Origin of the sequence: Maridesulfovibrio bastinii DSM 16055, from assembly GCF_000429985.1 — a bacterium.
Classification (GTDB): domain Bacteria; phylum Desulfobacterota; class Desulfovibrionia; order Desulfovibrionales; family Desulfovibrionaceae; genus Maridesulfovibrio; species Maridesulfovibrio bastinii.
Map to the genome: position 1 here is coordinate 16,621 of NZ_AUCX01000013.1, position 22,549 is coordinate 39,169.

The 22,549-nt window shown below is 38.2% G+C and carries 19 protein-coding genes; 11 read left to right on the forward strand and 8 right to left on the reverse strand.

What is annotated here, in order from left to right; translation table 11 throughout:
- The first annotated feature begins 26 nt into the window (after positions 1–26).
- The gene (locus tag G496_RS0106735; protein WP_027178610.1) at positions 27–2,195 is read left to right on the forward strand and encodes a methyl-accepting chemotaxis protein; all 2,169 of its coding nucleotides are present in this window, start codon (positions 27–29) and stop codon (positions 2,193–2,195) included.
- Positions 2,196–2,307: 112 nt separating this feature from the next.
- On the opposite strand, the gene nadB is transcribed toward G496_RS0106735, so the two are convergent.
- The 3 genes from nadB to nadC all read right to left on the reverse strand — a co-directional run bounded on the left by nadB (position 2,308) and on the right by nadC (position 5,896).
- Positions 2,308–3,900: an L-aspartate oxidase gene (nadB, locus tag G496_RS0106740; protein ID WP_027178611.1), complete on the reverse strand. Its 1,593-nt coding sequence runs from the start codon at positions 3,898–3,900 to the stop codon at positions 2,308–2,310.
- 66 nt (positions 3,901–3,966) lie between these two features.
- Positions 3,967–4,989 (reverse strand): quinolinate synthase NadA, encoded by a 1,023-nt coding sequence (gene nadA / locus G496_RS0106745; RefSeq protein WP_027178612.1) that lies wholly within the window; start codon positions 4,987–4,989, stop codon positions 3,967–3,969.
- A gap of 34 nt (positions 4,990–5,023) precedes the next feature.
- Positions 5,024–5,896, reverse strand: a complete 873-nt coding sequence (gene nadC, locus G496_RS0106750) for a carboxylating nicotinate-nucleotide diphosphorylase (protein WP_027178613.1) — start codon at positions 5,894–5,896, stop codon at positions 5,024–5,026.
- A gap of 169 nt (positions 5,897–6,065) precedes the next feature.
- On the opposite strand from nadC, the gene mgtE reads away from it, so the two are divergent.
- Complete coding sequence (gene mgtE / locus G496_RS0106755) at positions 6,066–7,418, forward strand: magnesium transporter (RefSeq protein ID WP_027178614.1); 1,353 nt, start codon at positions 6,066–6,068, stop codon at positions 7,416–7,418.
- Positions 7,419–7,468: 50 nt separating this feature from the next.
- Here mgtE and G496_RS0106760 read toward each other — a convergent pair whose 3' ends face one another.
- Positions 7,469–8,503, reverse strand: coding sequence for a hypothetical protein (locus G496_RS0106760; RefSeq protein WP_027178615.1), 1,035 nt, complete (start codon positions 8,501–8,503; stop codon positions 7,469–7,471).
- Positions 8,504–8,612: 109 nt separating this feature from the next.
- The gene (locus tag G496_RS0106765; protein ID WP_027178616.1) at positions 8,613–9,374 is read right to left on the reverse strand and encodes a Smr/MutS family protein; all 762 of its coding nucleotides are present in this window, start codon (positions 9,372–9,374) and stop codon (positions 8,613–8,615) included.
- A gap of 232 nt (positions 9,375–9,606) precedes the next feature.
- On the opposite strand from G496_RS0106765, the gene G496_RS0106770 reads away from it, so the two are divergent.
- From G496_RS0106770 to G496_RS0106780, 3 genes are all read left to right on the forward strand, one after another.
- Positions 9,607–10,368 carry an ABC transporter ATP-binding protein gene (locus G496_RS0106770; protein WP_027178617.1) on the forward strand — a complete coding sequence of 254 codons (762 nt, stop codon included), beginning with the start codon at positions 9,607–9,609 and terminating at the stop codon, positions 10,366–10,368.
- A 25-nt stretch (positions 10,369–10,393) separates the two neighbouring features.
- Positions 10,394–11,554: a SufB/SufD family protein gene (locus G496_RS0106775; RefSeq protein ID WP_027178618.1), complete on the forward strand. Its 1,161-nt coding sequence runs from the start codon at positions 10,394–10,396 to the stop codon at positions 11,552–11,554.
- A gap of 295 nt (positions 11,555–11,849) precedes the next feature.
- Positions 11,850–12,299 carry a metal-dependent hydrolase gene (locus tag G496_RS0106780; protein WP_027178619.1) on the forward strand — a complete coding sequence of 150 codons (450 nt, stop codon included), beginning with the start codon at positions 11,850–11,852 and terminating at the stop codon, positions 12,297–12,299.
- 8 nt (positions 12,300–12,307) lie between these two features.
- Here the strand turns inward: G496_RS0106780 and G496_RS0106785 are convergent, their stop codons facing one another.
- Together G496_RS0106785 and sucD are read right to left on the reverse strand one after the other, a co-directional pair.
- Entirely contained in the window at positions 12,308–13,396 is a 1,089-nt protein-coding gene (locus G496_RS0106785; RefSeq protein WP_245577877.1) for a glycosyltransferase, read from the reverse strand.
- 281 nt (positions 13,397–13,677) lie between these two features.
- Complete coding sequence (sucD, locus tag G496_RS0106790) at positions 13,678–15,765, reverse strand: succinate--CoA ligase subunit alpha (protein WP_027178621.1); 2,088 nt, start codon at positions 15,763–15,765, stop codon at positions 13,678–13,680.
- A 207-nt stretch (positions 15,766–15,972) separates the two neighbouring features.
- On the opposite strand from sucD, the gene G496_RS0106795 reads away from it, so the two are divergent.
- Both G496_RS0106795 and G496_RS0106800 read left to right on the forward strand, forming a co-directional pair.
- The gene (locus G496_RS0106795) at positions 15,973–16,740 is read left to right on the forward strand and encodes a hypothetical protein (protein ID WP_027178622.1); all 768 of its coding nucleotides are present in this window, start codon (positions 15,973–15,975) and stop codon (positions 16,738–16,740) included.
- 120 nt (positions 16,741–16,860) lie between these two features.
- Positions 16,861–17,262 carry a hypothetical protein gene (locus tag G496_RS0106800; RefSeq protein ID WP_156900610.1) on the forward strand — a complete coding sequence of 134 codons (402 nt, stop codon included), beginning with the start codon at positions 16,861–16,863 and terminating at the stop codon, positions 17,260–17,262.
- A 66-nt stretch (positions 17,263–17,328) separates the two neighbouring features.
- On the opposite strand, the gene G496_RS0106805 is transcribed toward G496_RS0106800, so the two are convergent.
- Positions 17,329–18,450, reverse strand: coding sequence for a tRNA nucleotidyltransferase/poly(A) polymerase-related protein (locus G496_RS0106805; protein WP_027178624.1), 1,122 nt, complete (start codon positions 18,448–18,450; stop codon positions 17,329–17,331).
- A 60-nt stretch (positions 18,451–18,510) separates the two neighbouring features.
- On the opposite strand from G496_RS0106805, the gene G496_RS0106810 reads away from it, so the two are divergent.
- The 4 genes from G496_RS0106810 (at position 18,511) to G496_RS0106825 (ending at position 22,527) form a co-directional block, all read left to right on the forward strand.
- Positions 18,511–19,200 carry a TVP38/TMEM64 family protein gene (locus tag G496_RS0106810; RefSeq protein ID WP_027178625.1) on the forward strand — a complete coding sequence of 230 codons (690 nt, stop codon included), beginning with the start codon at positions 18,511–18,513 and terminating at the stop codon, positions 19,198–19,200.
- The gene (locus G496_RS0106815; RefSeq protein WP_027178626.1) at positions 19,197–20,357 is read left to right on the forward strand and encodes a cyclic nucleotide-binding domain-containing protein; all 1,161 of its coding nucleotides are present in this window, start codon (positions 19,197–19,199) and stop codon (positions 20,355–20,357) included. Before G496_RS0106810 ends, G496_RS0106815 begins: the two co-directional genes overlap by 4 nt.
- Before the next feature lie 25 nt (positions 20,358–20,382).
- Complete coding sequence (locus G496_RS0106820) at positions 20,383–21,519, forward strand: Crp/Fnr family transcriptional regulator (protein ID WP_027178627.1); 1,137 nt, start codon at positions 20,383–20,385, stop codon at positions 21,517–21,519.
- Between the two features lie 81 nt (positions 21,520–21,600).
- Complete coding sequence (locus G496_RS0106825) at positions 21,601–22,527, forward strand: biotin--[acetyl-CoA-carboxylase] ligase (protein ID WP_027178628.1); 927 nt, start codon at positions 21,601–21,603, stop codon at positions 22,525–22,527.
- Positions 22,528–22,549: the final 22 nt, after the last annotated feature.

The following is a 22,549-nucleotide window of genomic DNA, read 5'->3' on the forward strand; positions in this document are numbered from 1 at the left end:
AATAGTTCCAAGTTAAGGGGGTGCTTATGTTGGGGAAAATTAATCTGCGTTGGAAGATTATGCTGATTCTTGTTGTCGTTGTTCCTGTTCTATTGGGCATAACTCTTTTTCAAGAAAGCGTGTTTCTAAGTAAAATGCGTGAAAATGCTGAAGCTAAAGGCAAGGGTATAGCTCAGGAATACGCAAATAAGATTGATGCCTCAATGAGTTCTGCCATGGTGTCATCAAGGACAATTGCTAGAATAATCGAAGGACTTTCCGGTTCCAGTACTCCTATACCGCGTAATGAATTATTGGATGTCTTTAAAAATTTTCTCTCTGACCATAAGGAGTATCTTGGGGTTTATGTTGCTATGGAGCCTGATGCTCTAGATGGAATGGATAACGAATATAAAAAAACAAAATTTCATAATGAAGATGGTCGTTTTGTGCCTTGGATTTATAGATCAGGTGGTAAAATAAATGTTAAAGCCAGTTCCGGATACATGACTGATGGATCTGGAGGAGCATGGTATCATTTACCTAAGGAAGTCGGCCATGAAATTGTTATGGACCCTTATGCCTATGATATAAACGGTAAAAAAGTCCTAATGGTTGATATGATAGTCCCTATGTATAAGTCCGGTAAATTTATCGGAGTGGCTGGAGTGGATTATCCAATGGATACCATTGATAAATATGTCAGCCAATTAAATGTATTTGATTCGGGGTATGCATTTTTATTCTCCACGTCAGGTTCATTTGTTGCTCATCCTGACAATGAAAAATATGTTCAGGGTGGTGTTAACTTTTTTGATATGCCTGAAATAGATTCATCAATCAGAGAGCAGGTTAAACAGAATGTTTTGCAAGGAAAGGTTTATACGTCTTATGCAGAAGGAAAGGATGGAGAAACTTTTTATGTTTTTGCTCCGATAATGATTGGTAGGGCTACAACTCCTTATATACTCGGCCTTAGTATTCCTATGGATAAAGTTTTAAGTGAAGCTAAGCAACTGAGAACCGTTATGGTAATAATTGGTGTGCTTGGTGTAATTCTCGTTGCTGTTGCTATCCTCATAATTTCTAATTTGATAGCTTCTCCAATTAAGCAGACCATGACAGCTGTTGAATCTATTGCCGATGGAAATCTTGATGTTAAACTTCCTGCTACAGCTTCAGATGAAATTGGCAGAATGCAGAGTGCTGTAAATAACATGTCGGAGAAGTTAAGGTTAGGTATGGAAGAGATAAGACAGCAGAAAGCCCATGCTGAAGAGAAAACCATAGAAGCTGAGCGTGCTATGGATGAAGCCGAGGAAGCTCGCAAGAAGGCAGAAAATGCTAAGCGTGAAGGTATAATGCACGCAACCTCAAGATTAGAAAAAGTTGTTGGAAATGTCTCTTCTGCTTCTGAAGAAATTTTCAGCAGATCAAATGAAATATTAAGAGGAAATGAAGTTCAGCGTGATAGAATTTCTTCCACAGCTACTGCAATGGAAGAGATGAATGCAACTATTCTGGAAGTTGCTAAAAATGCAGGACAGGCTTCTGATCAGGCTGAAAGGACTCGCGATAATGCCCAAACCGGAGCTAAGGTGATAAGCAGGACTGTTGATTCAATGAACAGTATTCAAACTCAGGCTGAATCCTTGAAAGCCAGTATGAATGAGCTTGGCGAAAAAGCAGATGGAATCGGAATTGTTATGAATGTTATTGAAGACATAGCTGACCAGACCAATCTGCTTGCCCTTAATGCGGCTATCGAGGCAGCTAGAGCAGGTGAAGCCGGGCGTGGATTTGCTGTAGTTGCTGATGAGGTAAGAAAACTTGCTGAAAAAACTATGGGTGCAACTAAAGAAGTCGGAGTTTCAATTAATTCAATACAGGAAGTTGCCCAAGGGAATATAAGCAGTATGGAGGATGTGGTATCCCATATCTCTTCCGCTACTGAAGATTCCAGAAATTCAGGAGAAGTTTTTACTTCTATTGTGACTGATGTTGAGGAAACTTCACAAATGATTCGCAGCATTGCCACGGCGGCAGAACAACAGTCTGCCACATCAGAAGAAATTAACAGGTCGGTAGATGAAATAAATCAGATTGCGATAGAGACATCAGATGCTACTTCTCAGGCTAATAATGCAGCAGAAAGGCTTGTTGATGAATCCGGAGAGCTTACATCTATAATTAACGATATGAAATCTGAAAGCTAATTACTGATGCTCAGCTCAAATTGAGTCCCTTAACAAGGCTAGTTGTATAAAATAATTAAGGCTGCCTGAAATTTCAGGCAGCCTTAATTACTAAAAATTCAGTATCAATAAATTAATCTATGCGGTAATGGCATCCCACACTGGAAGTATTTCTTAGTGCAGACAGAGTAATTGTTATTGCTGCCTGACAACCATGAAACAAGTCGATTATAGGCTTAGATATAGGGGTACGCTTGTAGAAAGTCCTCAAATTGCGGTTTAGGTGCTGTAAGTCTTCCATTGCTCGCGTAAGCCTGTCTGTTGATCTTGTTATCCCAACATAATTCCACATAGTATTTTTGATGAACGCCCAATCCTGAGCAATTAATGCCGGGTCTTCGTTATGAATATTTCCTGGAGATTCCCAGTCCGGGATAGAATCCATTATTTTCTTCTTCAAAGCGGTTTTGTTTGAGCGGCGTCTGCCGACATCTTCTCCTGCAAGCAGTCCCCATACAAGCCCTTCAAGCAGCGAGGTGCTTGCCAGCCTGTTTCCACCATGAAGACCTGTACAGCTGCATTCTCCAATGCAATACAATCTGTCTAAAGTTGATCTGCCTTTATCGTCAACAAGGATTCCTCCGCAAAAATAGTGGGCTGAGGGAACTACCGGAATTGGCGTTTTGGTCATATCCGTTCCAAGCTCTCTGCATTTTGCAAATATTGTGGGGAATCTTTTCTCAAGGTCTTTATGTACGTATTTAGCGGCATCTAAATAGACATTTTTTTCACCTGTCCGCAGCATTTCTTCCTGAATCGACCTCGTTACAATATCTCTCGGGGCAAGGTCGGCTCTGGGGTCATACCGAGACATAAAAGGCTCTCCGGCTGAGTTGACCAGTTTCGCACCTTCCCCCCTCACTGCTTCAGAAATGAGGAAACGCCTATCTTCCCGTGAGCGTTCCACATAAAGTGAAGTGGGGTGGAACTGAATCATCTCGGCATTGATAACTCTTACCTTAGCTCTTGAAGCCATAGCAAGGCCGGAACCGATGGCGCTTGAACTGTTGGTGCTATGCAAGAATATCTGACCAACACCACCAGTTGCCAAAATAGTATAATCGGCTAAAATTGTTTCAATTACATTACGGACTTCATTGTAAACATAAGCTCCAAGACATTCATTTTGCAGAGTATATTTAAACTCCAGTGATCTTGCCTGATGGTGGGTAGTAAGCAGGTCAATGGCAGTCCTCTGGCTACAGACGGTTATGTTTGGATGCAGTTCGACAGCCTTGATCAGAGAATTAATTATGTCTTCGCCGGTATGGTCGGCACAATAAAGAATTCGAGGTATTTTATGCCCGCCTTCACGGGTCAGACAGTATTCTCCAGATTCATCTCTTGTAAAATTAACAGGATATTTTTCAAGAAGGAGTTTTTTTACTGCTTCAGGTCCCTTTCTGCATAGGGTTCTTACTGCTTTTTTATTATTATAATTCCAGCCTGCAGTAAGAATATCCTTTTCCAGTTTTTCCGGCGAATCGTCATGCCCAGTATATATTATGCCACCCTGCGCTAACCTTGTATTACCACTTTTAAGTCCTTCACCTGATGAGAGAATCGTAACATCCAGCCCTTTTTCTGCGGCTGTTAATGCAGCGACGCATCCAGCTATTCCTGAGCCAACGACAAGAATATCTGTTTTAATCCGGTAATCATTCATGGTAGCCCCTGTCTTAGGTCAGGCCCTTTCAGGTCGACGGTTGAGATTAATGTTTACAAGCAGATTTTAAGAGCATGCCTCCAGCATTCTTTCTAAAGCTTTGCGTGCCGGAATCCGTATGTTGTCATCCACGTCTTCTTCATTGAAAGTTTCAATGTTTTGTAGAAGCTCAGCTAGATTTTTTTCAGTAATTTTAGCCATATTACTGCAAAAGCTTTGACCAAGAGGTAGTATGGTTTTGTTTTTATATTTGGCTGCAAGCCTGTCCACAAGATTTGTTTCAGTTCCGATTACTATAGTTGCTCCATCAGGAGCCTGCTCAACATATTTTATAAGGAAGGATGTTGATCCGTCTGCATCGGATTTTTTAACAAGTTCAGGAGGGCATTCCGGGTGTACGGCTATTTTAGCTTCCGGAAATTTTGTTCTGAAATGATCTATATCTTTAATTTTAAAACGCTGGTGGATAGGGCATAACCCCGGCCACATAATTAGGCGCGCTTTCGATGCGGAGTTCATGTCGATTTTATCGCCGCAATTGCGTATATCCATCTCATACCGTTCGGTTTCATCAAGTCCGAGTTTATCTGCTGTATTCATCGCCAGATTTTTATCAGGCAAAAAAAGAACAGAGTCTCCTTTTTCAAGAGCCCATTTCATCATCGTAACAGCATTGGCAGAAGTACAAACACTACCATCATACTTTCCACATACGGCTTTAACCGCAGCCGGAGTATTTACGTAGGCCAGCGGAATGACTTTTTTCCCGGTTTGCCTGGAAATTTTTTCAATAATTTTTTCAACCAGATCAGCAGGAGCCATGTTAGCCATTACACAGCCTGCAGATTTATCCGGAATAAAAATTTTCTGGTTTTCCTTTCTTAATATTGCCGCAGATTCAGCCATAAAGTGGACGCCGCAGAAAACAATATATTCGGCGTCTAAATTCCCGATCTGGCGTGCAAGTTCCAGCGAATCTCCTTTGAGATCAGTGTGCTGAATAATTTCGTCAGATTGGTAATGATGCCCTAGAATTGCCAGTTTAGCACCATACTTGTTCTTTATATCCTTAATTATTTTTGAATACATGAGGCTCCCTCAATTGCTGCTGAAGTACAGGGGACTATATTTGAAAAATTCTCATACTAATATCAGATGATTTCGCAGAATGAGTGATTCCGCCTACCGAAATGAAATCCGCTCCGATTTTTGCAAGGTTGGAAATTGTATCAAGTGTGACGTTGCCACTTATTTCCGTTTCTATTGAATCGGGAATGATTTTGATAGCCTCAGCTGCTTCAGCAGGAGTCATGTTATCAAGCATAATTCTATTAACTTCAGTTTTTACAGCCTCAACCACTTCCTGCTGATTTCTGCACTCAACTTCGATTGGAGGGCAATCATCATACGTTTCACGAAGTTTTTGCACTGCGTTTGTGATTGAACCAGCTCTGTCAATGTGATTGTCTTTGAGCATGAGCATTTCAACCAGATTGAGTCTGTGATTTTGAGCTCCACCCATGAGGACTGCATATTTCTCAGGATATCTTAAACCGGGCAGGGTTTTACGGGTATCAAGAAGGGTGGTTTTACTTCCTTCGAGGGCTTTTACATATTGCGAGGTGAGAGTGGCTATTCCTGACAAGTGACTGATATAGTTAAGTATGATTCTTTCTGCTTTTAAAAGAAGTGCTGCGGGACCTTCCATCACAGCCAGAAGAGCACCTTCGTCTACTGTTTCACCGTCATCGACATTTATGAAGACTTCACACTTTTTATCCTGATCACCAAATTCGAGAATCAGAGGAATCAGAGGCATTCCGGCTACGACAGTCTTCTGTTTAGTTATAATTTGTGCTCTGGCAATATCTGAGGGCTCGAAGAGTCCTTGTGAAGTCAGGTCTGGACCGTCTTCACTTAAAGCAATTCTGATTGTTGCCAACATGAACATCCGCGCTTCATTTTTGAAAAAATCATCAAAGTTCATTTTGCTCATTTTCTTTGTTACTCTTTTGCAACTTTAGTATTAAGGTTCTGTAGCAAAATCTGGTAGTCATTTTTTGCTGGTGACACAAGGGCTGAGAAGGATTTCACAAAGTAATTGTCAAAATTCTTCAACGCCTGTTTTTTTGACGTTTTCAGGTAATTACGATAGATGAAGCGCCATGAAAAGGACAAAAGGCATACCAGAACCACTCCGCAAATGGCAGGAAAGCGGCAAAGGACTCCCGGGAAATGTTGATCAGCGGGTTATAGATGCTTTGCACCCTGCGGATACTGCAGATCATATTGAAGAACTTGGCCTTGAAGAACAGGTTAAGTTTATCAAGCAGCTTCCAATTAAGGATGCCGCTGATTCGATAGCGGAGATGGACAGATACGACCAGCAGGAGCTTATGGAAAAGCTCAACAGTGGTCTTGTTGCCCGTATTCTCGAATTCATGTCCCCTGATGACGCCACGGATATTCTCGAAAATTTTGAGGATGATAGACGTGAAGCAATTTTAAGGCAGATAAAGGCTGAAGACCGTGAAGAATTGTCAACACTGTTGACTTTTGACCCGGAAACAGCCGGCGGTGTCATGAACACCGAAGTTGCCATGTTGCGTGAAGATTTTACCGTTGATCAGGCAATTCATGCTATAAGAGCTGAAGTTGAAGATAAGAGTATCCCTTATTATGCATATCTTGTTGACAGTACACACCATCTTACCGGTGTAGTTTCCATGAGAGATCTGTTGATAACAAAATCAGGAACAAAGCTGAAAGATCTCATTAATAATCAGCATCTTATTTCTGTAAGATATGATGTGGACAAAGAAGAAGTTGCCAGACTTATAGCCCACTACAATTTTCTCGCCCTTCCTGTAGTTGATTTCGATCACCGTTTTCTCGGTGTCGTAACAGTTGATGATGTTATTGATATTCTGCACGAAGAAGCCAGTGAAGACATGCAGTCAATGGTTGGTGCGGGTACAGATGAAACTACTGATTCTCCATGGACATATTCTGTTCAGAAAAGGCTGCCGTGGCTTATTATCAATGTTGCCAATTCAGCTATTTCTGCATGGGTCGTCCACATGTTTGAGGGGAATATCGCCAAAATGGCTATATTAGCCGTGCTCATGCCTATTGTTGCCAATCAGGCAGGTAATACGGGGCAGCAGGCTCTGGCAGTTATGATCCGGCAGTTTGCTACAGAAAAGTTTGACCGTAAAAAATCCTGGCTTGCAGTAATAAGAGAACTCAAAATTGGCTTGGCAAACGGATTATGTGTTTCTTCTTTAGTTTTTCTTGCCGTATTTTTGATGACATCCAGTTTAGGCCTCGCCGGTATAATGTCTGCGGCTTTATTTTTTGATATGATCATAGGTGCTGTTGTTGGTGGATCAATACCTATTGTGCTGAAAGAATTCGGACGTGATCCGGCTCAGGCTTCTTCAATATTTTTAACAACGATAACAGATAGTATGGGATTCTTTTCTTTGCTTGGGCTGGCCGGGTTGTTCTTGCTATAAATAGCTCTGGATCAACAAAAAAATATTTTTGATTATGCGTGTCTTAATTCTCAGTCAGCCGTATATTCAATTTCAGGGATACCTTGAAGCCCGCTAAAATATGCACTTATACCGGCCTCGTAAAATTTATTTGTAATACTAGCATTGGTGTCGGTTAAAGTTACTTTTTTACCTGAAATATTTAGTTTTCTGGAAATATTCAGTAATGCTTCTATCCCATCAAGGCTGATATCAACAGCTTCTGACATATCTATCTTCAAATCTGTCTGACGTTTCATTATTTTTTTTTCAAATCGCGCTATGGCCGGAAGCATTTTGCTGTCAATCATTCCAGAAAATTTGATACTGCTTCCTGTTTTTGATCCGACAAAGCGGAGAGCTGATGATGTACAGTCAAAAGCTACATTGGAGAAAATTTTTTTAATGTTTTTTTCCGACATTAATATATTTTTTATATCAATTTTTTTTCGAATAGTACTTAACCAATTAGAATTTGATTTTTTGGGAAAACAAACCAGTAAAGATCCTCTACTATGTTCCATTATATCTGGAGAAAGGTCCTGTATAATGTCGTAATCAGCGTGAATAAGAATTACATTCGGTCTGTGTTCTGAGATGGAATGTAGTATGGTTTTTCTTTCGTTTTTTGTTAATATTTTGTTTTCAATTATAAAGTTGGTAAATAATTCATCCTGCACCAGAAATTTTTCAGGATTATCCAGCCATTCCAGAAAAATAGGTCCTGACGCTATATTGAAAATGGTATGCCCGTTATGAGCGCAGATTCGAATCACCTGTTCGGCAAAATCTTCATAACGTGCAGGCAATTCAAGTGGGGTGCCATTTTTTCTGGCCATTTCGATTAATTCCGTATCACATGGGATGTAGAAATCACAGAATTCAAAAGACTGCAGCGGATTTTTAATAGTTCTGATGACATAATCAGAAGTAGCAGCAAGAATACATTGTGAGAATTCAGAGCTGACAAGATCGTTGAAAGCCGGCATCAGCTCATGGAACCCAATATTTTCAAATGGAATTCCAAATGCAAGTCGTATTTTACGTGAGCTGTAAAAATTGGTCATTCTACCTTGGCATTGTCTTTTAGCTGCAAATTTAATTTTATAAAATTAAAAATTATCTCAATTGAATAATGTTAGTTATAGAATTATAAAATGGTACAACTGGCTATTGTTAAAAATCCATTTTGCCCCAGTTCTGTCCCTTATCCCATTGTATCTTACCACCTTTTTTGTTTTTGCGAAGAAGAACGTAGATGGCTCCTGATCCGCCGTCCTTAGGTTGAGCTGTGCAGAAAGCAAGTATGATTCTTTTGAAAGGTTCTCTTGCAAGCCATTCATAGACTTCACGTTTCAAAATACTTTGTCCACCGGGAGAATTTTTACCTTTACCCGTAACGATTAGGATACATCTTTTACTTTGCAGGTATGATTCTCTAATAAAAAAATGCAGACTATCGTAGGCCTGATCTGCATTAAGTCCATGAAGGTCTATATAGTTCTCATGACTGAATGATCCGGATTTAAGTTTTTGAAAAATTTTGGAATCAATTCCTCTAACAAATCCAAACAGATAATCTTCATAATATTCTATTTCAAATTCTATTTTACCGGAAACAATGCCGGAAAGGATTTTCTTCCCTTCATCTTCAGTCTTTTTTTGTGGCTGCGGTTTAATTCTTTTTTCAGCGAGTGGTTCAATTTTTTCACCGTCAATTTTTTCAACTCCACCCATTGCTCTCAGAAAAATTTCTTCATCGCTTATAGTTTCCACGTTTTTTTCTTCTATTTTTGGAGCTGGAGTTTTTGGTTTGAGTCCAGCTTTTTTTATTGCTTTTCTGATTATTTTTTCTTTCGGATCTATCGATTCTTCTTCTTTTTTATTAAATTTTAACGATTTCAGATCTGATAATGAATTAAAATGTTTTTTTGCCATAATTATCTCCTAAAAATTCAATTGTGAATTTAATCATATTTTACGGCGAAGTAAACTTAATCTGTTGAAAGTTTGCTGGCTGTCTCTTGACAAACTACAGATGATAATCACCTTTTATTAAGTGATTTATTAATTCTGGACTTAAAAGGTGAATTTTATTAGCTCTTCTAATCAAACAGTCGAACAGGGCTAGTAAATATACTGATTATTGCCCTTAAAGTGAGGAAATTTAATGCTTAAAATAGAAGATCTGCACGTCAGCATTGGTGACAAAGAGGTTATCACAGGCCTCGACCTTCATATAAAAGACGGCGAAACATTTATTCTTTTCGGGCCCAATGGCTCCGGAAAAACTTCCCTGCTCATGACCCTTATGGGTTTTGGAAATTACACAGTCACTCAGGGTAAAATTATTTTTAAGGGCGTTGATATCACATACGCCCCCATATATGAACGCGCCAGATTAGGAATTGGAATGTCTTTCCAGCGTCCTCCGACTATTCACGGACTCAAAACACGTCATCTTGTTTCCATGTGCGGGCATGGAAAAGATGTTGATGTTGATTACCTTGCAGAAAAAGTCAATATGGAGAGTTTTTTGGACCGCGATATTAACTCCGGTTTTTCCGGTGGGGAGATAAAGCGTTCTGAATTACTTCAGATTATGGCTCAACAGCCGGACCTCCTTCTGTTTGACGAACCAGAATCCGGTGTAGACCTTGAAAATATGCATCTCATCGGTAAGACCGTAAGGACTCTTCTTGACGGTGAACTTGAACCAGCAAGCGGAATCAGCATGAAAGAGCAGAAAGAGATGATCACAAAAGCATCTGGTTTGATTATCACCCATACCGGTTATATTCTTGATTACATAAATGCTGACCGTGGACAGGTTTTATATAACGGCCATCTTTGTTGTGAAGCCAGACCTCGCGACATTCTCGACCATATTCGCCAATATGGTTATCAAGAATGTGTTAAGTGCTTGAACTAATTGTTAAATCACGAGGAATATTCTTATGAAAAAGATTGATCTCAACGAATATAAATTTGATGGTCTGGAACATGATCAGATCGCCGATCTTAAAACACTGAGTTCTGAAGAAAAAGAACAGCTTTTAATGGCCGGAATTGATGTTGAAGCCGCTGATACCAGTGCTAATTTTTTGCAGATAGATCATTCTAATGTTCATTGCGACAACGAAAATAAAGATGTTGAAGTTATGGATATTAAAAAAGCTCTGGAGAAATATGACGGTCTGCCTGATTACTTTTTTAAATTGATTGATAAGGATCAGGATGAATTTACAAGAGAAGCAGCCAAAAACTTGCATGGCGGATATTTTGTCAGGACTAAGAAGGGAGCTAAAATCACAGCCCCCGTACAATCTTGCCTCTTTCTTAAAGCCGATAATGCCGGTCAGAATGTTCACAACATTGTAATTGTTGAGGAAGATTCTGAGGTTCACATCATCACAGGATGCGCCGCAGCTCATGGTAAATTCAGTGGAGCTCACTTCGGGCTTTCCGAGTTTTATGTGAAAAAGGGTGGTAAATTGACTTTTACCATGGTGCATAACTGGGGAGATAATGTTGTTGTCCGTCCGCGCACTATTGGTGTTGTTGAGGAAGACGGTGTATTTGTAAACAACTATGTATTGCTTAAAAGAGTTAAGGATCTTCAGTCCTACCCCAAAATTTATTTGAATGGAGACAACTCCGTAGCAAGATTTAATTCTGTTCTGGTGGCTCCTGAGGGCTCTTATCTTGATACTGGTAGCCGAATTATTCAAAACGGTAAAAATACTCGTGGAGAATCTATTGCCAGAACAATTACTACAGGCGGAACAATTATAGCCCGTGGTCATATTCAGGGAAATGAAATACCTGCCAGAGGTCATATCGAGTGTAAGGGGCTTATTCTTGGTGGTGGTCGCATCCATGCCATTCCAGAACTTGAAGGCACAGTTGAAGGAGTAGAACTCTCACATGAAGCAGCTGTGGGTAAAATTGCACAGGAAGAAATAGAATACCTGATGGCCCGCGGAATGGATGAAGATGAAGCTACTTCTACAATTGTTCGTGGATTCTTGAATGTAGATGTAATGGGACTTCCTGAAAAATTACAGAAAGAAATTAATAAACAGATTGAAGAGCTTGATTCTGGAAACGCCATGTAATCAGCCTTTGGAATTTAGTTCTGTTTTGCTTATTAAATATAGAGTTGACTGGTATTAGAGAGGTCTCCACTAGTTTGGGGCCTCTCTTTTTTTATATTAATGTAATTTTAAGTAGCTGTTTGACTTTTAAAAATTAATATATTTTATAGTTGTAATAGATATAATAAAATATAATCTAAATCTGGTGTTTTAAAATTTAACGAAATAAGTATATTACGCAGTAGATAGTGACGATCTTTATCGATCATTCTAGTTCAGGACATTAAAAGTTATATTGGAAAACGTTAGATAATATATGCCCGGTTATAAAACACATATCAGTGGTGCTCTTGTGGGAGCCTGCATTTTGCTGGCGGCTTTATTGTATTTTGGCCTGTATAAGTTTGATCCTCAGCAGGTGTGTACTCTTATTATTATCTGTGTGCTGGGAGCACTTTTCCCTGATGTAGATACTGATTCAAAGGGAAAGCGTCTTTTTTATTCAGGTATGCTCATTTTTGATATTGCCCTTATCTATTTAAAACATTTTAAATGGGCATCCTATCTTGGGTTACTTGCCATTCTTCCGGGAATCTCGGCTCATAGAGGATGGACTCATAAATGGTGGGCTATGTTTTTAGTGCCAGCCCCGTTGGTGGTTGTTCCTTATTATTTTTACGGAATGGATTATTCTATTTTTATGCCGTATTATTTTGCTTTTGTATTCGGGTATTTTACCCATCTTCTTTTGGATAAGGAGTTTTAAATTTAGAACTATTCTTCAATAAGGTCCTTAAGTTTTCCAAGAACAAGCGGGGTATCAAAATTTTCTAAAACTCTTTTCCGTCCTTCCTTTCCCATTTTATTTCTGAGTTCACTGTTTAAAATAAGCCTTTCAAGCGCTTCTGAAAGTTTTTCCACGTTTCCAGATTCAACTAATAATCCTGTAGAATTATTAGCAACAACTTCAGGGTTAGAACTTATGTCAAAAGCCGCTACTGGTTTTTCCATTGTCATAGCTTCAACCAGAGCATAACCGAATCCCTCCCAAAGAGAGGGAAGACAGAAGATATCTATACTTTGATAGAAACTTTTCATGTCATCAACAAATCCTAAAAATTCAACACGGTCATCAAGATCAAATTTTCTTACCAGACCCATGAGTTGATCTTGCAATTCACCGGTGCCGGCAATTGCAATTCTAAAATTGAGCCCTTTATCCCGTAAAATTGCTGCAGCTTCTAGCAGATATTTCTGTCCCTTTTGAATAGTTAATCTGGCTGCATTGCCGATAATTATTTCATTATCCTTTTTTTCAATAACAGGCTGGCTTTGTTGGGAATCAAAATCGGCAACGTCAAATCCGTTATAAATTAATCTGATTTTGTCGTTACTGATAAGGTTAGGAGCATTTTTTAGGACCATCTTTTTGGTTTCTATTGAGTTCACAATTAAACGGTCAATGATTCTAGAAAAAAGATAGCGATTAAGTTTTGAATTTCTGACCGGTACAGCTATACCACGGCGATATATAATTTTTGAAACACCAGCAGCTTTCGCTGCAATACCTGCTGTCTTCAAATCCGAAGGTAAGGCCATAATTACACAGTCGATTTTATTTTTATGAAAGTAGTTTCGTAACGTGATGAATGATAGTGGATTTAAGAAACTCAAATTAGATACGGAAAATTCAGATAAGGTAATTCCCGGTTCATTTTCAAGTTTTTGGTAAAGTTCAGAGGCCTTATTTGTCGCAACAAAGACTTCATATCCGGCATCACGCAAAAGTAATGAAAAATGGTGATTCCATTTCTCGCCACCGCCCCAGGCTTTGTTACTGTTGAAGAAGCATATTTTTTTCAAGATGTTAAACTCGTTTTAATTATATTTTCTGCGTTAAATTTAAGCTGGTCCGTAAGTCTGTTGGGATACTTTTTTTTGGTTAATCAAAATGTTGAAATTCCCTTACACTAAACTTTTCAGCAAGTAATCTCTAAATTATGATTATTAAAAATTCATTGGCAGCTGAAAAAATTTGAATTTATGAGTTTCCATAGTTTAACAATGGCTGGTAGAGCAGAGGAGATCCTGCCGTATAACCTATTTACAAGCAGGATCTTTTATTAAAAGCTCTGACATTATACTTATTGGTTGTTAAGAACTTCTGCTGTGAGATCAGGGATGGATTCAAGACTAGGGCAGACTATGAAGCCTGCTTTACGCATTCTCTCAAGCTTGTCCAGAATACCTTTTCCTTCTTTTAATATGGCTCCGGCATGTCCAAGCCTTTTACCCGGAGGTGCTGTCTGTCCAGCTATGAAGGATAGGACTGGTTTCTGAAAACCTGTCTTAATTACATAATCAGCAAGGTCCTGTTCAGCCGTCCCACCTATTTCTCCAAGAATTATTATTGCCTTTGTCTCATCATGATTACGCAGCATATCAAAAAGATCGGCAAAAGTTGTCCCTATATATGAATCTCCTCCGATTCCTATGCTTACAGACTGTCCAATTCCAGCTTTGTTGAGTCTATCCGCCACCTCATAGGTCAATGTTCCGCTTCTGGACAAGATAGCAACCGGGCCGGGAGAAAATGGTGTAGCAGGCAGTATGCCGATTTTAGTTTGTCCTGGAATAATTATCCCCGGAGTATTGGGGCCTATAATTTTTGAATTACTTCTTTTTACCTGTTCAAGCACATTAAGCATTGAACTTTGAACGATTCCTTCAGTTATGCAGACTATCCATGGAATATTGCAGGAAGCAGCTTCCAATATGGCATCCGTTGCCAGTTTAGGAGGAACAAATATAATGCTCGCTCCTATTTCATGCGACTGCTGGGCTTCGATAATACTGTTGTAAACAGGAACGTTCAGAACGTTTTGGCCCCCTTTAAAGGGGGTTACACCGGCAACAATATTGCTGCCGTATTCGAGCATAAGCTTCGTATGCAATTTCCCTTCATGCCCGGTTATGCCTTGTACAAGGATTGGCGTATTTTTATCTATCAAAAATTTTTTGGAAGAAGTGTAATCCGTCTGTTCAATTTTTCGTCTTGATACAGACGATATCGGCTCTGGGAATGGGATGTAACTCTGATCATTTGGTTTCAGTTTCCGTAGAAGTTCAATTGCTTCTGTCATATTTTTAGCAAGATGCAGTTTTGAAGAACTAATTTGTTTTAATTTTTTCAAACCAGCCTCTGAACTATTCCCGGACATGCGTATGACAATATCTTTTTCAGGAGCTTTTCCACCAAGAGCAGCTATAAGGGATGTAGCAACAAGTTCACAGGAAAGAATTCCACCAAAAAGATTGATAAAAATTGCTTTGACCTGTTCATCGTTAAATAAAATATTTAACGCGGCCTCAATCCGCTCCTGATTTGCCGCTCCTCCAAGGTCGAGAAAATTTGCGGCTGGAAGGTTGGAAAAATTCATGGCATCCATTGTTGCCATAGACAGACCGGCACCGTTTGCAATGAGTCCGACCCATCCTTTGAGAGAAACAAAACTCATTCCTGCTTTTCGCGCAATATTTTCTTCGGTAGTACTGTGCTCCGGCTGGTAAAATTTTTCAAAATCAGGATTAATTTCAACTATATTGTCATCCATTTCTATTTTGGCATCCATGGCAAGAAGTTTACCATATCCTGTAAGAGCTAATGGATTTATTTCAGCTAGTAATAACCCATAATTGATCATAGTGTCATATAATTTGGTGATTATCATACTGAAATCAGGGAAAAGTTCTTTAGCTATTTTTATATGGAAAAAGGCAGCTCTTATCTGGTTGGGTTGAATTCCTCCCGGAAGGCTGATTTCTTGGATAAGCAGGTTGCCTTTGCCCATTGTTTCTATTTCAATTCCTCCCTGTCTTCCAACAGTCATTATAACTTTTTTCTTTTGTCGTGATAGGGTTAGAGAAAGGTAAAATTCTCTACGGATATCAATAGCCGGTTCAACTCGTAAAAAGGGGACCTTGTGTCCTTTGATTTCCATTGATAATATCTTTTCAGCCATAGCTTCATATTTATCACTGTCATCAACTTTTTGGATTCCACCTGCTTTTCCTCTCCCTCCAACAGGAACTTGGGCTTTTAAAATCCAAGGTAGTGGAAAATATGGTTTAAGCTCCGGTAAATCGTCATTCGTAACTTTAACTCCTGTTGGGACGGGTATTCCGGCAGCATTTTTTAGAAGCATTTTGCTGAGATGTTCATTTAGAAGCATTTCTCCTCCTGTTATTTTTTGCTGGAAAGAGCTTGAAAACCGGTTGTATTTTAATGAAGGATTTTATTTCCATATATTGGAGTTCGCATAGTTAAGTTTATAATATTTTTAATATAGTTTAAAAAAAAGTTGTGTTCAAGCTGAGCTTGCGAATTCTATTCTGTTTTTTAATATTTGTTTTGGAAGAAAAATATTCGGGTAGGTAATATGGATAGCATTAAAGATTTATCAGATGCTCTTAATGATGAGGTCATGACAGAAGTTGCAGATAACTTTTTTGGAACTCGGAAAAGACTTGATGATGCTTTTGAATTTTTTGACGAAAAGGTTGAACGTTTGCGTTTGAAATTGGAGAAAGTCTATGTCAGCGCTTCTTATCTCAGGTGTTTGTGTATAACTGATGATAATTTTATAAAATTTTGGAAATATATAAATGTAGAAGGTGATGCCTTTAGCGAAATAAGGGAATATCCATGCAGTTCATTGAATCCAAAACATCAGTTCTCATTTACTGCTAAAGGTGAATATAATAAGTATTTTTTAGAGTCCTATGAAATATTATATACTGCAGTTAATGATTATATGGTTGGCAGTTATGTTGATTCCCAAAAAAATGATGGAAGAAAAATTTTAACAGTTAATAGAACAGATTTATTAGAACTTAGTATAAATATTAATAATAGTGTCAGAAAGGTTAATGGTGATGTTTCCCCATCAGGGGTGTTACAATTTACTAAATCTTTAAAACCTGATGAAGTTGAGAAAGAAAAAATAGGTGCCTGTGTAGGTGGTAAATGTGATTCATTCGATACTGCAATGAAATTTAAAGAAATAGAATTTGAAAATTTATCTTTGCCATCTTTTCCTGACCTGCCTGAAGTTAAAAATATTTCTTCGGCGATTAAAGAGTTTTGTAAAAAAGTTTATTATGATAATAAAGACCAGATAAAAATGATGATTAAAGATTTATCTTGAAGTTAAATTTAAAACAAAAGGTGTCTGAAATTGTTTAGTAATAAATTGTTGCTGATTATATTGGTTGTATTTTTTATATTTCCCTGTTCTGTCCAAGCACAGGATAAAACTGCTCCGGATGTGAAGAATAAGCCAGCTGAAGTTGTAGCTAAAGAAAAATCTCCAGCAAAAGCTGAGGGACGACCTGTTTTTATTGAGCATTCAGGAAAAGACGCCATTGGTGGCATGCTCGCGTTGAAGCTTAAAGAGAACCTTCATCAATCTTCATTATTCTCTATAGCTGATAAAGGTAAAAAATCTGTTAGAATTCGTGTTGTGACCAGAAGTGAGTTTTCAGATCGTCCGGCTGTTGGTTCATTATATACAATTATATGGACTTTTGCTGAAAACGATAATGTTCTAGCTTACTACCTTTCTGATACGATTGGGATAGTCGATAACTCCTCTCTGGAGCTTGAGGCTGAGAAACTGACAGCAATGACCGATAGCGTTGTTGATCAGTATAAATTTTTGTTTGAATAGGAATGAATTTGATACTGTTAAGTAAGGCCATATTGGTTATATTCCAATATGGCCGATTTTTATGAATCAAATCTTTTTTAAAGTCTCTATCCTCATCTCACGTAAAATCCTTCCTGAATCCCTGCCCCTGTTTTGATCATTAGGCTTTAGTCTTACTTTTAAAATTGTATCCAGTTCTTTTTGAGCAGATTCCATTAATCCCACAGATTCTTCAGCAGCAGTAAGTGATTTCATCATATCCAGTAAATTTGTAGAATGTAGTTTTAGCAACAAGTCTACTTTAGTATCTACAGTTAACTTTTTGTAGTTGCATGCTAATTTAAAATAACCAGCAGAAATCTCTCCTGCTTTAATGTATTTGTTGGGTAGTTTTAGTTTTTTACCAAGGTAAAAAGCTTGTTGCTGTCCTATGCTGTTTATCTTATTTAATGCCTTTAGATTATTGCTAAAAGATCTTCCTAAAGAGTGACATAAAGCCCCCCAGCAGAATATGCTGTTAAAGTTCATTTTGTCCATCAGCTTTGCTGAACTGTCTATTCTCGTATTTAAAATGTTATGAGGACATGAGTCAGTTCTTGTAGCAAAGCATTTAAACCATGGGTCTAAACAGTTTGTTTTATGCAGCAGGCGTATAAAATTTCCGGGTGATTTTCCGGAAAGGGCTTTGCGTACCTCCATAGCTATACGGTCTGGTGCTAAGTTCGAAAGTAAATTGTGTTCAGAACACTTTTTCATCCCCATCATAAGCTCGGATGACGGATTTAATTCAGGAAATCGTGCGTATAGGCCTGCGGCTCTGAAAATTCTTAAAGGGTCTGCTATCAATGCGTGAGAAGATGTCGGCCTAAGCATTTTATTGTATATATCAAAAAGAGAATCCGGGTGTGTATATAGCTCTCCGTCTTCATCCAGGGCTAATGCATTGATTGTAAAATCTCTTTCAATTAGATCATTATCTATACGTTCATCTGGAGAGTTACCTCCGTTACGCGGGAAGGAGTATTCGTATCCATCTACAATAAAAACTGTATGAGATTTGCCGGCTGAAATGGATTCAGGGAAACGTAATTTAAAATTTGAAATACTACCATCAGCGACAAGAAAGTCGTAATCAGAAGCTTTTTTTCCCGTAAGCAGATCTCTGACAGCCCCGCCTACTAAAAGAATTTTAGAGTTCGATCTTTTCATAGTTAAAGTCTGGTTGATAATTTATTTACAACAATCACAATACAGGTTTAATGGTTTCTTATGAAGAGTCGAATCTCTATAATTATTTTTATAGCCGCTTTAGCAATAATCTTTTTTGCTTTTGATTTGCAACATTATCTGACACTTGAGTATTTGAAATCCTCAAGAACTTTTCTACAGAATTTATTTAATGATTATCCTGTTAAAACAAGCGCTGCATTTTTTTTTATTTATGTATTCGTAGTCGCTGTAAACCTTCCCGGTGCAACAGTTCTGGGTCTAGCCGGTGGAGCAATATTCGGTTTTATTACCGGAACGCTGCTGATTTCTTTTGCAAGTTCCATCGGAGCGACTATTGGATGTTTTGTTTCCCGATATATTTTTAGAAATTTCGTTGAGATGCGATTTAAAGAAGTTTATGACAAAATTAATAAAGGTATCGAAAGTGAAGGACCATTTTATCTTTTTACAATGAGGCTTATTCCTGCAATCCCCTTTGTAGTGATTAATCTGGTCATGGGTCTGACAAAGATGCCCTTAAAAACTTTTTACTGGGTTTCTCAGATTGGTATGCTCCCCGGAACAATGGTTTATGCCAATGCAGGAAATGAGCTGGGAAAGATACATTCAGCCAAAGCTGTTTTTTCACCGGAATTGATCATTTCTTTTCTTCTTTTAGGACTTTTTCCTTTGATTGTTAAAAAGGTTATGAAACAGATAAGAAAAAGGAGATCTTCTTTAAAGTTATGATTAGGCCCAAATCTCCTACAGTTCGATCATATCATCGGGGGAAAATACTCTTTCGTGAAGGGCATGAAAGCCGCATTGCTTTTATGATAAAATCCGGAACCGTAGATATTTATAAGTTTCATAATAATAAAAAAAGAGTTCTGACCTCTTTGGGACGAGGTGATATCTTTGGGGAAATGTCCATTCTTGCCAGAGCAAAACGGACGACAAATGCTGTAGCAACTTCTTATTGTGAGCTAATAATTCTTACTGAAGAAGTAATGAAGGTGCTTCTTGATTCTTCTCCTGTAACAATAAAAAAAATGGTTGAAACTCTTGCTCAGAGAGTAACTGACACCGATATAAATAATGATGGACAAAATTCAGGCAATTCTTTTTTAGCCCTTGCCAAGATTCTTGACCTTGCTTACAAAGATTACCTCTACATACCACTGCAGGAAAAAAGAGAAATTCTTAATTATGATCTCGGACTTTCCGTAGAAGCCTTTTCATGCACAGTTCGCAATTTAGCTGTGTATTCCCGTCTCGAAATTGATTTATTTATTGACACGTTATCCAGATTAAATCTGATAGATATTACCAGTTTGGGCTCAAGAAAATCATTTAAGGAACGTTATATAAAAATTAACGATCCTGATGATTTTATTGATTCTATTACTGAGCTTAATCATGAGATGAGAGACCTGTACGGTCTCGCTGAATGTCGGATGACTTTTTATTCTATTCCTGAATTTTCAAGAAATAATGGTGTATCCCAAGAATATTTGTATAAAGAAATATTTAAGGGTGAAGTTCCTGAAAATTTGTTTTTTTTCAATTTAGAAAAGGCAATGAGCTGGAGTAGAGGAAAAGAAGAAAAGTTTTATCAGAAATTTTATGTTCAAGCTAAAAAGAGTCAGGATTTAAAAACAATTGATGATATAATTTATATTGATGATCATACTGTTAAAATTATTTTAAAAAAGTTTGATTATTCGAAAATTATTAAATTTTATCAAGGTGGAGACGAGTCTGTTAAAAATAAGATTGTTAGCAATGTAGGAAGGAAACTTGCAGGAATAATTGCTGAAGAGGCTGGGATACTGCCTTCCCCTGATCCTGCCGAGCTTCAATCCATAATAGATGATTTTTATACTGTTTTAAGACAATTGAAATGACCGCTATGTTCTTGCAGAGGAAAGTATGAAGTCATTTGTTCCTGAAATAAAACAATTTCAAAGTGGATCTGTCATTTTCAATGAAGGTGATCCAGGAAAAGTGGCTTATCTTATTCAGGAAGGCTCGGTTAATATTGTAAAAAGAATTAAAGATAAAAAAAATGTTTTAGCAACTTTGTCTGTTGGCGAAATATTCGGCGAAATGGCTGTTATTTCAAGCTCTAAACGTACAGCTGGAGCTGAGGCTGTTACTGATTGTTCTTTGACGGTTCTTGATGCGAAGCTGATTTATGCTCTTCTTAAAAAGAGTCATCCAATAGTATTTCATCTGACCAAAGTTCTTATTGCAAGACTTGCAGATGCTAATTCTGGTATTGGGGTTAAACGCTCAGAGAATGTCTGGATGACTATGTGCAAATTTCTTGATTTGAAATGCAGAATTGCTCGAAGAGACCCTGTCAAAAGTATGAATGTAGGTATTGAATATAACAATTTTTGTTTTGATTTAAAACAAATTGCCAATATCTCTAAGAATGAAATTGATAGGATGCTTGAATCAGCTATTTCTGTTAAATTGATTACTAGGACCAAAATTTTGAGTGAATACCGCCTTGATATAAATGATCCAGAAACATTTTTGGATTCTGCAGCAAGTCTTTCCGAAGAATTTAATACTCTTTCCGGGGTTGTGTGTCGTACTGAATTTTTGGATATTTATGATTTTGCAAAAGCTGTCAATTCAACCCCTGAAATTATTTATAAAAAAATTGGTTTGCAGGAATTTCCTGATGATATTTGCCTGTTGCATAAAAAAGGATCTCAAGAATGGGCTAAAAGAGTCGGGTTAGAATTTTTTAGGGAAGGAATTCCTCAAAGAGTTTCTTTGAAAGAAGTCGAGGGATTGGATGATATTTTATTTGTTGATGCCACAACGTTGGAAAAAATTTTTCATGATCTTGGGTACTATAAGATGGGAATACTTTTAACGGTGGCAGAAGGTAACGTTTATGATAAAATAGTCTCTGTTTTGTCAGATAAGATTGTGAATGCAATTCTTGAAGACTCGAAGGGGCGGACGGCGATTGACTTTGAAGAAGCCGTTGAAATTGAGGAAGATCTGGTCAATGCAATCAACAGGTTGATGATATCTGATAAAAACTGACCACAATTTTATAATGTAGTATATTTTATTGTAGTTAGTCCAGACCTTGCATTTAATACTTTAACCGTGAAATAGTGAGCCATGATCAGCAGAATTACCATTGTAAGCGGAAAGGAAGGCAGCCCAGTAGCAAAAGTTACTCCGGAAACTTTTTTTGTCTCTCATCCTTTATGGGCAAATGATATTGAAAATCTTGGCCCGTGGAACCGTGAAGAATTAGATTATCTGCCGTATGATATCTGGTTATCCGGTGCGAGAAAGGGTGTCCCTGTTGCTGTTTGCGGAGCCTGTCAGTCTAGTTTCGAAATCGCCTGGTATTTAAACAGGCAGGAAGATCTCCCTGAATGGGGAAGTGTTCTTGCTCTGGAACAGACAAGTGGAAGAGGGCAGGTTCGCAGAGAGTGGATCTCTCCTTCCGGTAATATTTATGCTGTTCTCAAATGGCCCGCCTTGAAAATTCCTGCAGAAGTTGAAGGTAGGCCCATTTGGACAAGAATCCTTCCTCTGATCGTAGGTGACCTGCTTTGTAAGGCTTTCGCTTCTTTAGGTGTTGATATCAGTCTTAAATGGCCTAACGATCTCCTTATTGGAAATAAGAAAGTGGGCGGAATACTTATTGAAGAACGTGATGGCGTTGCAATGGTCGGGATAGGGATAAATCTTGATTCTGCCCCTGATAAATCACTTCTGCGTAAAGACTCAATATTTGCCGATAAAATTAATTCTGAAGAATTACAACTCAGTCCTTTAGCCACATGGGTTGAAATTGTACCCTTTATAAAGGGAGCTTACACTGAGATGCTAGCCAATCAGGAGCCTTCATTGTTTTTGGATAAGCTTGCCCGGAATATGGTCTGGGCTAATGAACTAGTCAGAGTTGTTGATGGTCCTGAGGGGTTGGATCACGGAATTGTAAGCGGTCTGACTGAAGATGGCGGCTTGGTTATTGATTGTGACGGTGAAAAAGTCAGCATGTATTCCGGTAGCATTTTGCCGTACGAAAAGTGATTTTTAATATTAAGATCGGAAA

Bases quoted from the DNA above. Each gene is read 5' to 3' on its own strand.
- G496_RS0106735 (WP_027178610.1), top strand. From the start codon at position 27: ATGTTGGGGAAAATTAATCTGCGTTGGAAGATTATGCTGATTCTTGTT.
- nadB (WP_027178611.1), bottom strand. From the start codon at position 3,900: ATGAATGATTACCGGATTAAAACAGATATTCTTGTCGTTGGCTCAGGA.
- nadA (WP_027178612.1), bottom strand. From the start codon at position 4,989: ATGTATTCAAAAATAATTAAGGATATAAAGAACAAGTATGGTGCTAAA.
- nadC (WP_027178613.1), bottom strand. From the start codon at position 5,896: ATGAGCAAAATGAACTTTGATGATTTTTTCAAAAATGAAGCGCGGATG.
- mgtE (WP_027178614.1), top strand. From the start codon at position 6,066: ATGAAAAGGACAAAAGGCATACCAGAACCACTCCGCAAATGGCAGGAA.
- G496_RS0106760 (WP_027178615.1), bottom strand. From the start codon at position 8,503: ATGACCAATTTTTACAGCTCACGTAAAATACGACTTGCATTTGGAATT.
- G496_RS0106765 (WP_027178616.1), bottom strand. From the start codon at position 9,374: ATGGCAAAAAAACATTTTAATTCATTATCAGATCTGAAATCGTTAAAA.
- G496_RS0106770 (WP_027178617.1), top strand. From the start codon at position 9,607: ATGCTTAAAATAGAAGATCTGCACGTCAGCATTGGTGACAAAGAGGTT.
- G496_RS0106775 (WP_027178618.1), top strand. From the start codon at position 10,394: ATGAAAAAGATTGATCTCAACGAATATAAATTTGATGGTCTGGAACAT.
- G496_RS0106780 (WP_027178619.1), top strand. From the start codon at position 11,850: ATGCCCGGTTATAAAACACATATCAGTGGTGCTCTTGTGGGAGCCTGC.
- sucD (WP_027178621.1), bottom strand. From the start codon at position 15,765: ATGCTTCTAAATGAACATCTCAGCAAAATGCTTCTAAAAAATGCTGCC.
- G496_RS0106795 (WP_027178622.1), top strand. From the start codon at position 15,973: ATGGATAGCATTAAAGATTTATCAGATGCTCTTAATGATGAGGTCATG.
- G496_RS0106805 (WP_027178624.1), bottom strand. From the start codon at position 18,450: ATGAAAAGATCGAACTCTAAAATTCTTTTAGTAGGCGGGGCTGTCAGA.
- G496_RS0106810 (WP_027178625.1), top strand. From the start codon at position 18,511: ATGAAGAGTCGAATCTCTATAATTATTTTTATAGCCGCTTTAGCAATA.
- G496_RS0106815 (WP_027178626.1), top strand. From the start codon at position 19,197: ATGATTAGGCCCAAATCTCCTACAGTTCGATCATATCATCGGGGGAAA.
- G496_RS0106820 (WP_027178627.1), top strand. From the start codon at position 20,383: ATGAAGTCATTTGTTCCTGAAATAAAACAATTTCAAAGTGGATCTGTC.
- G496_RS0106825 (WP_027178628.1), top strand. From the start codon at position 21,601: ATGATCAGCAGAATTACCATTGTAAGCGGAAAGGAAGGCAGCCCAGTA.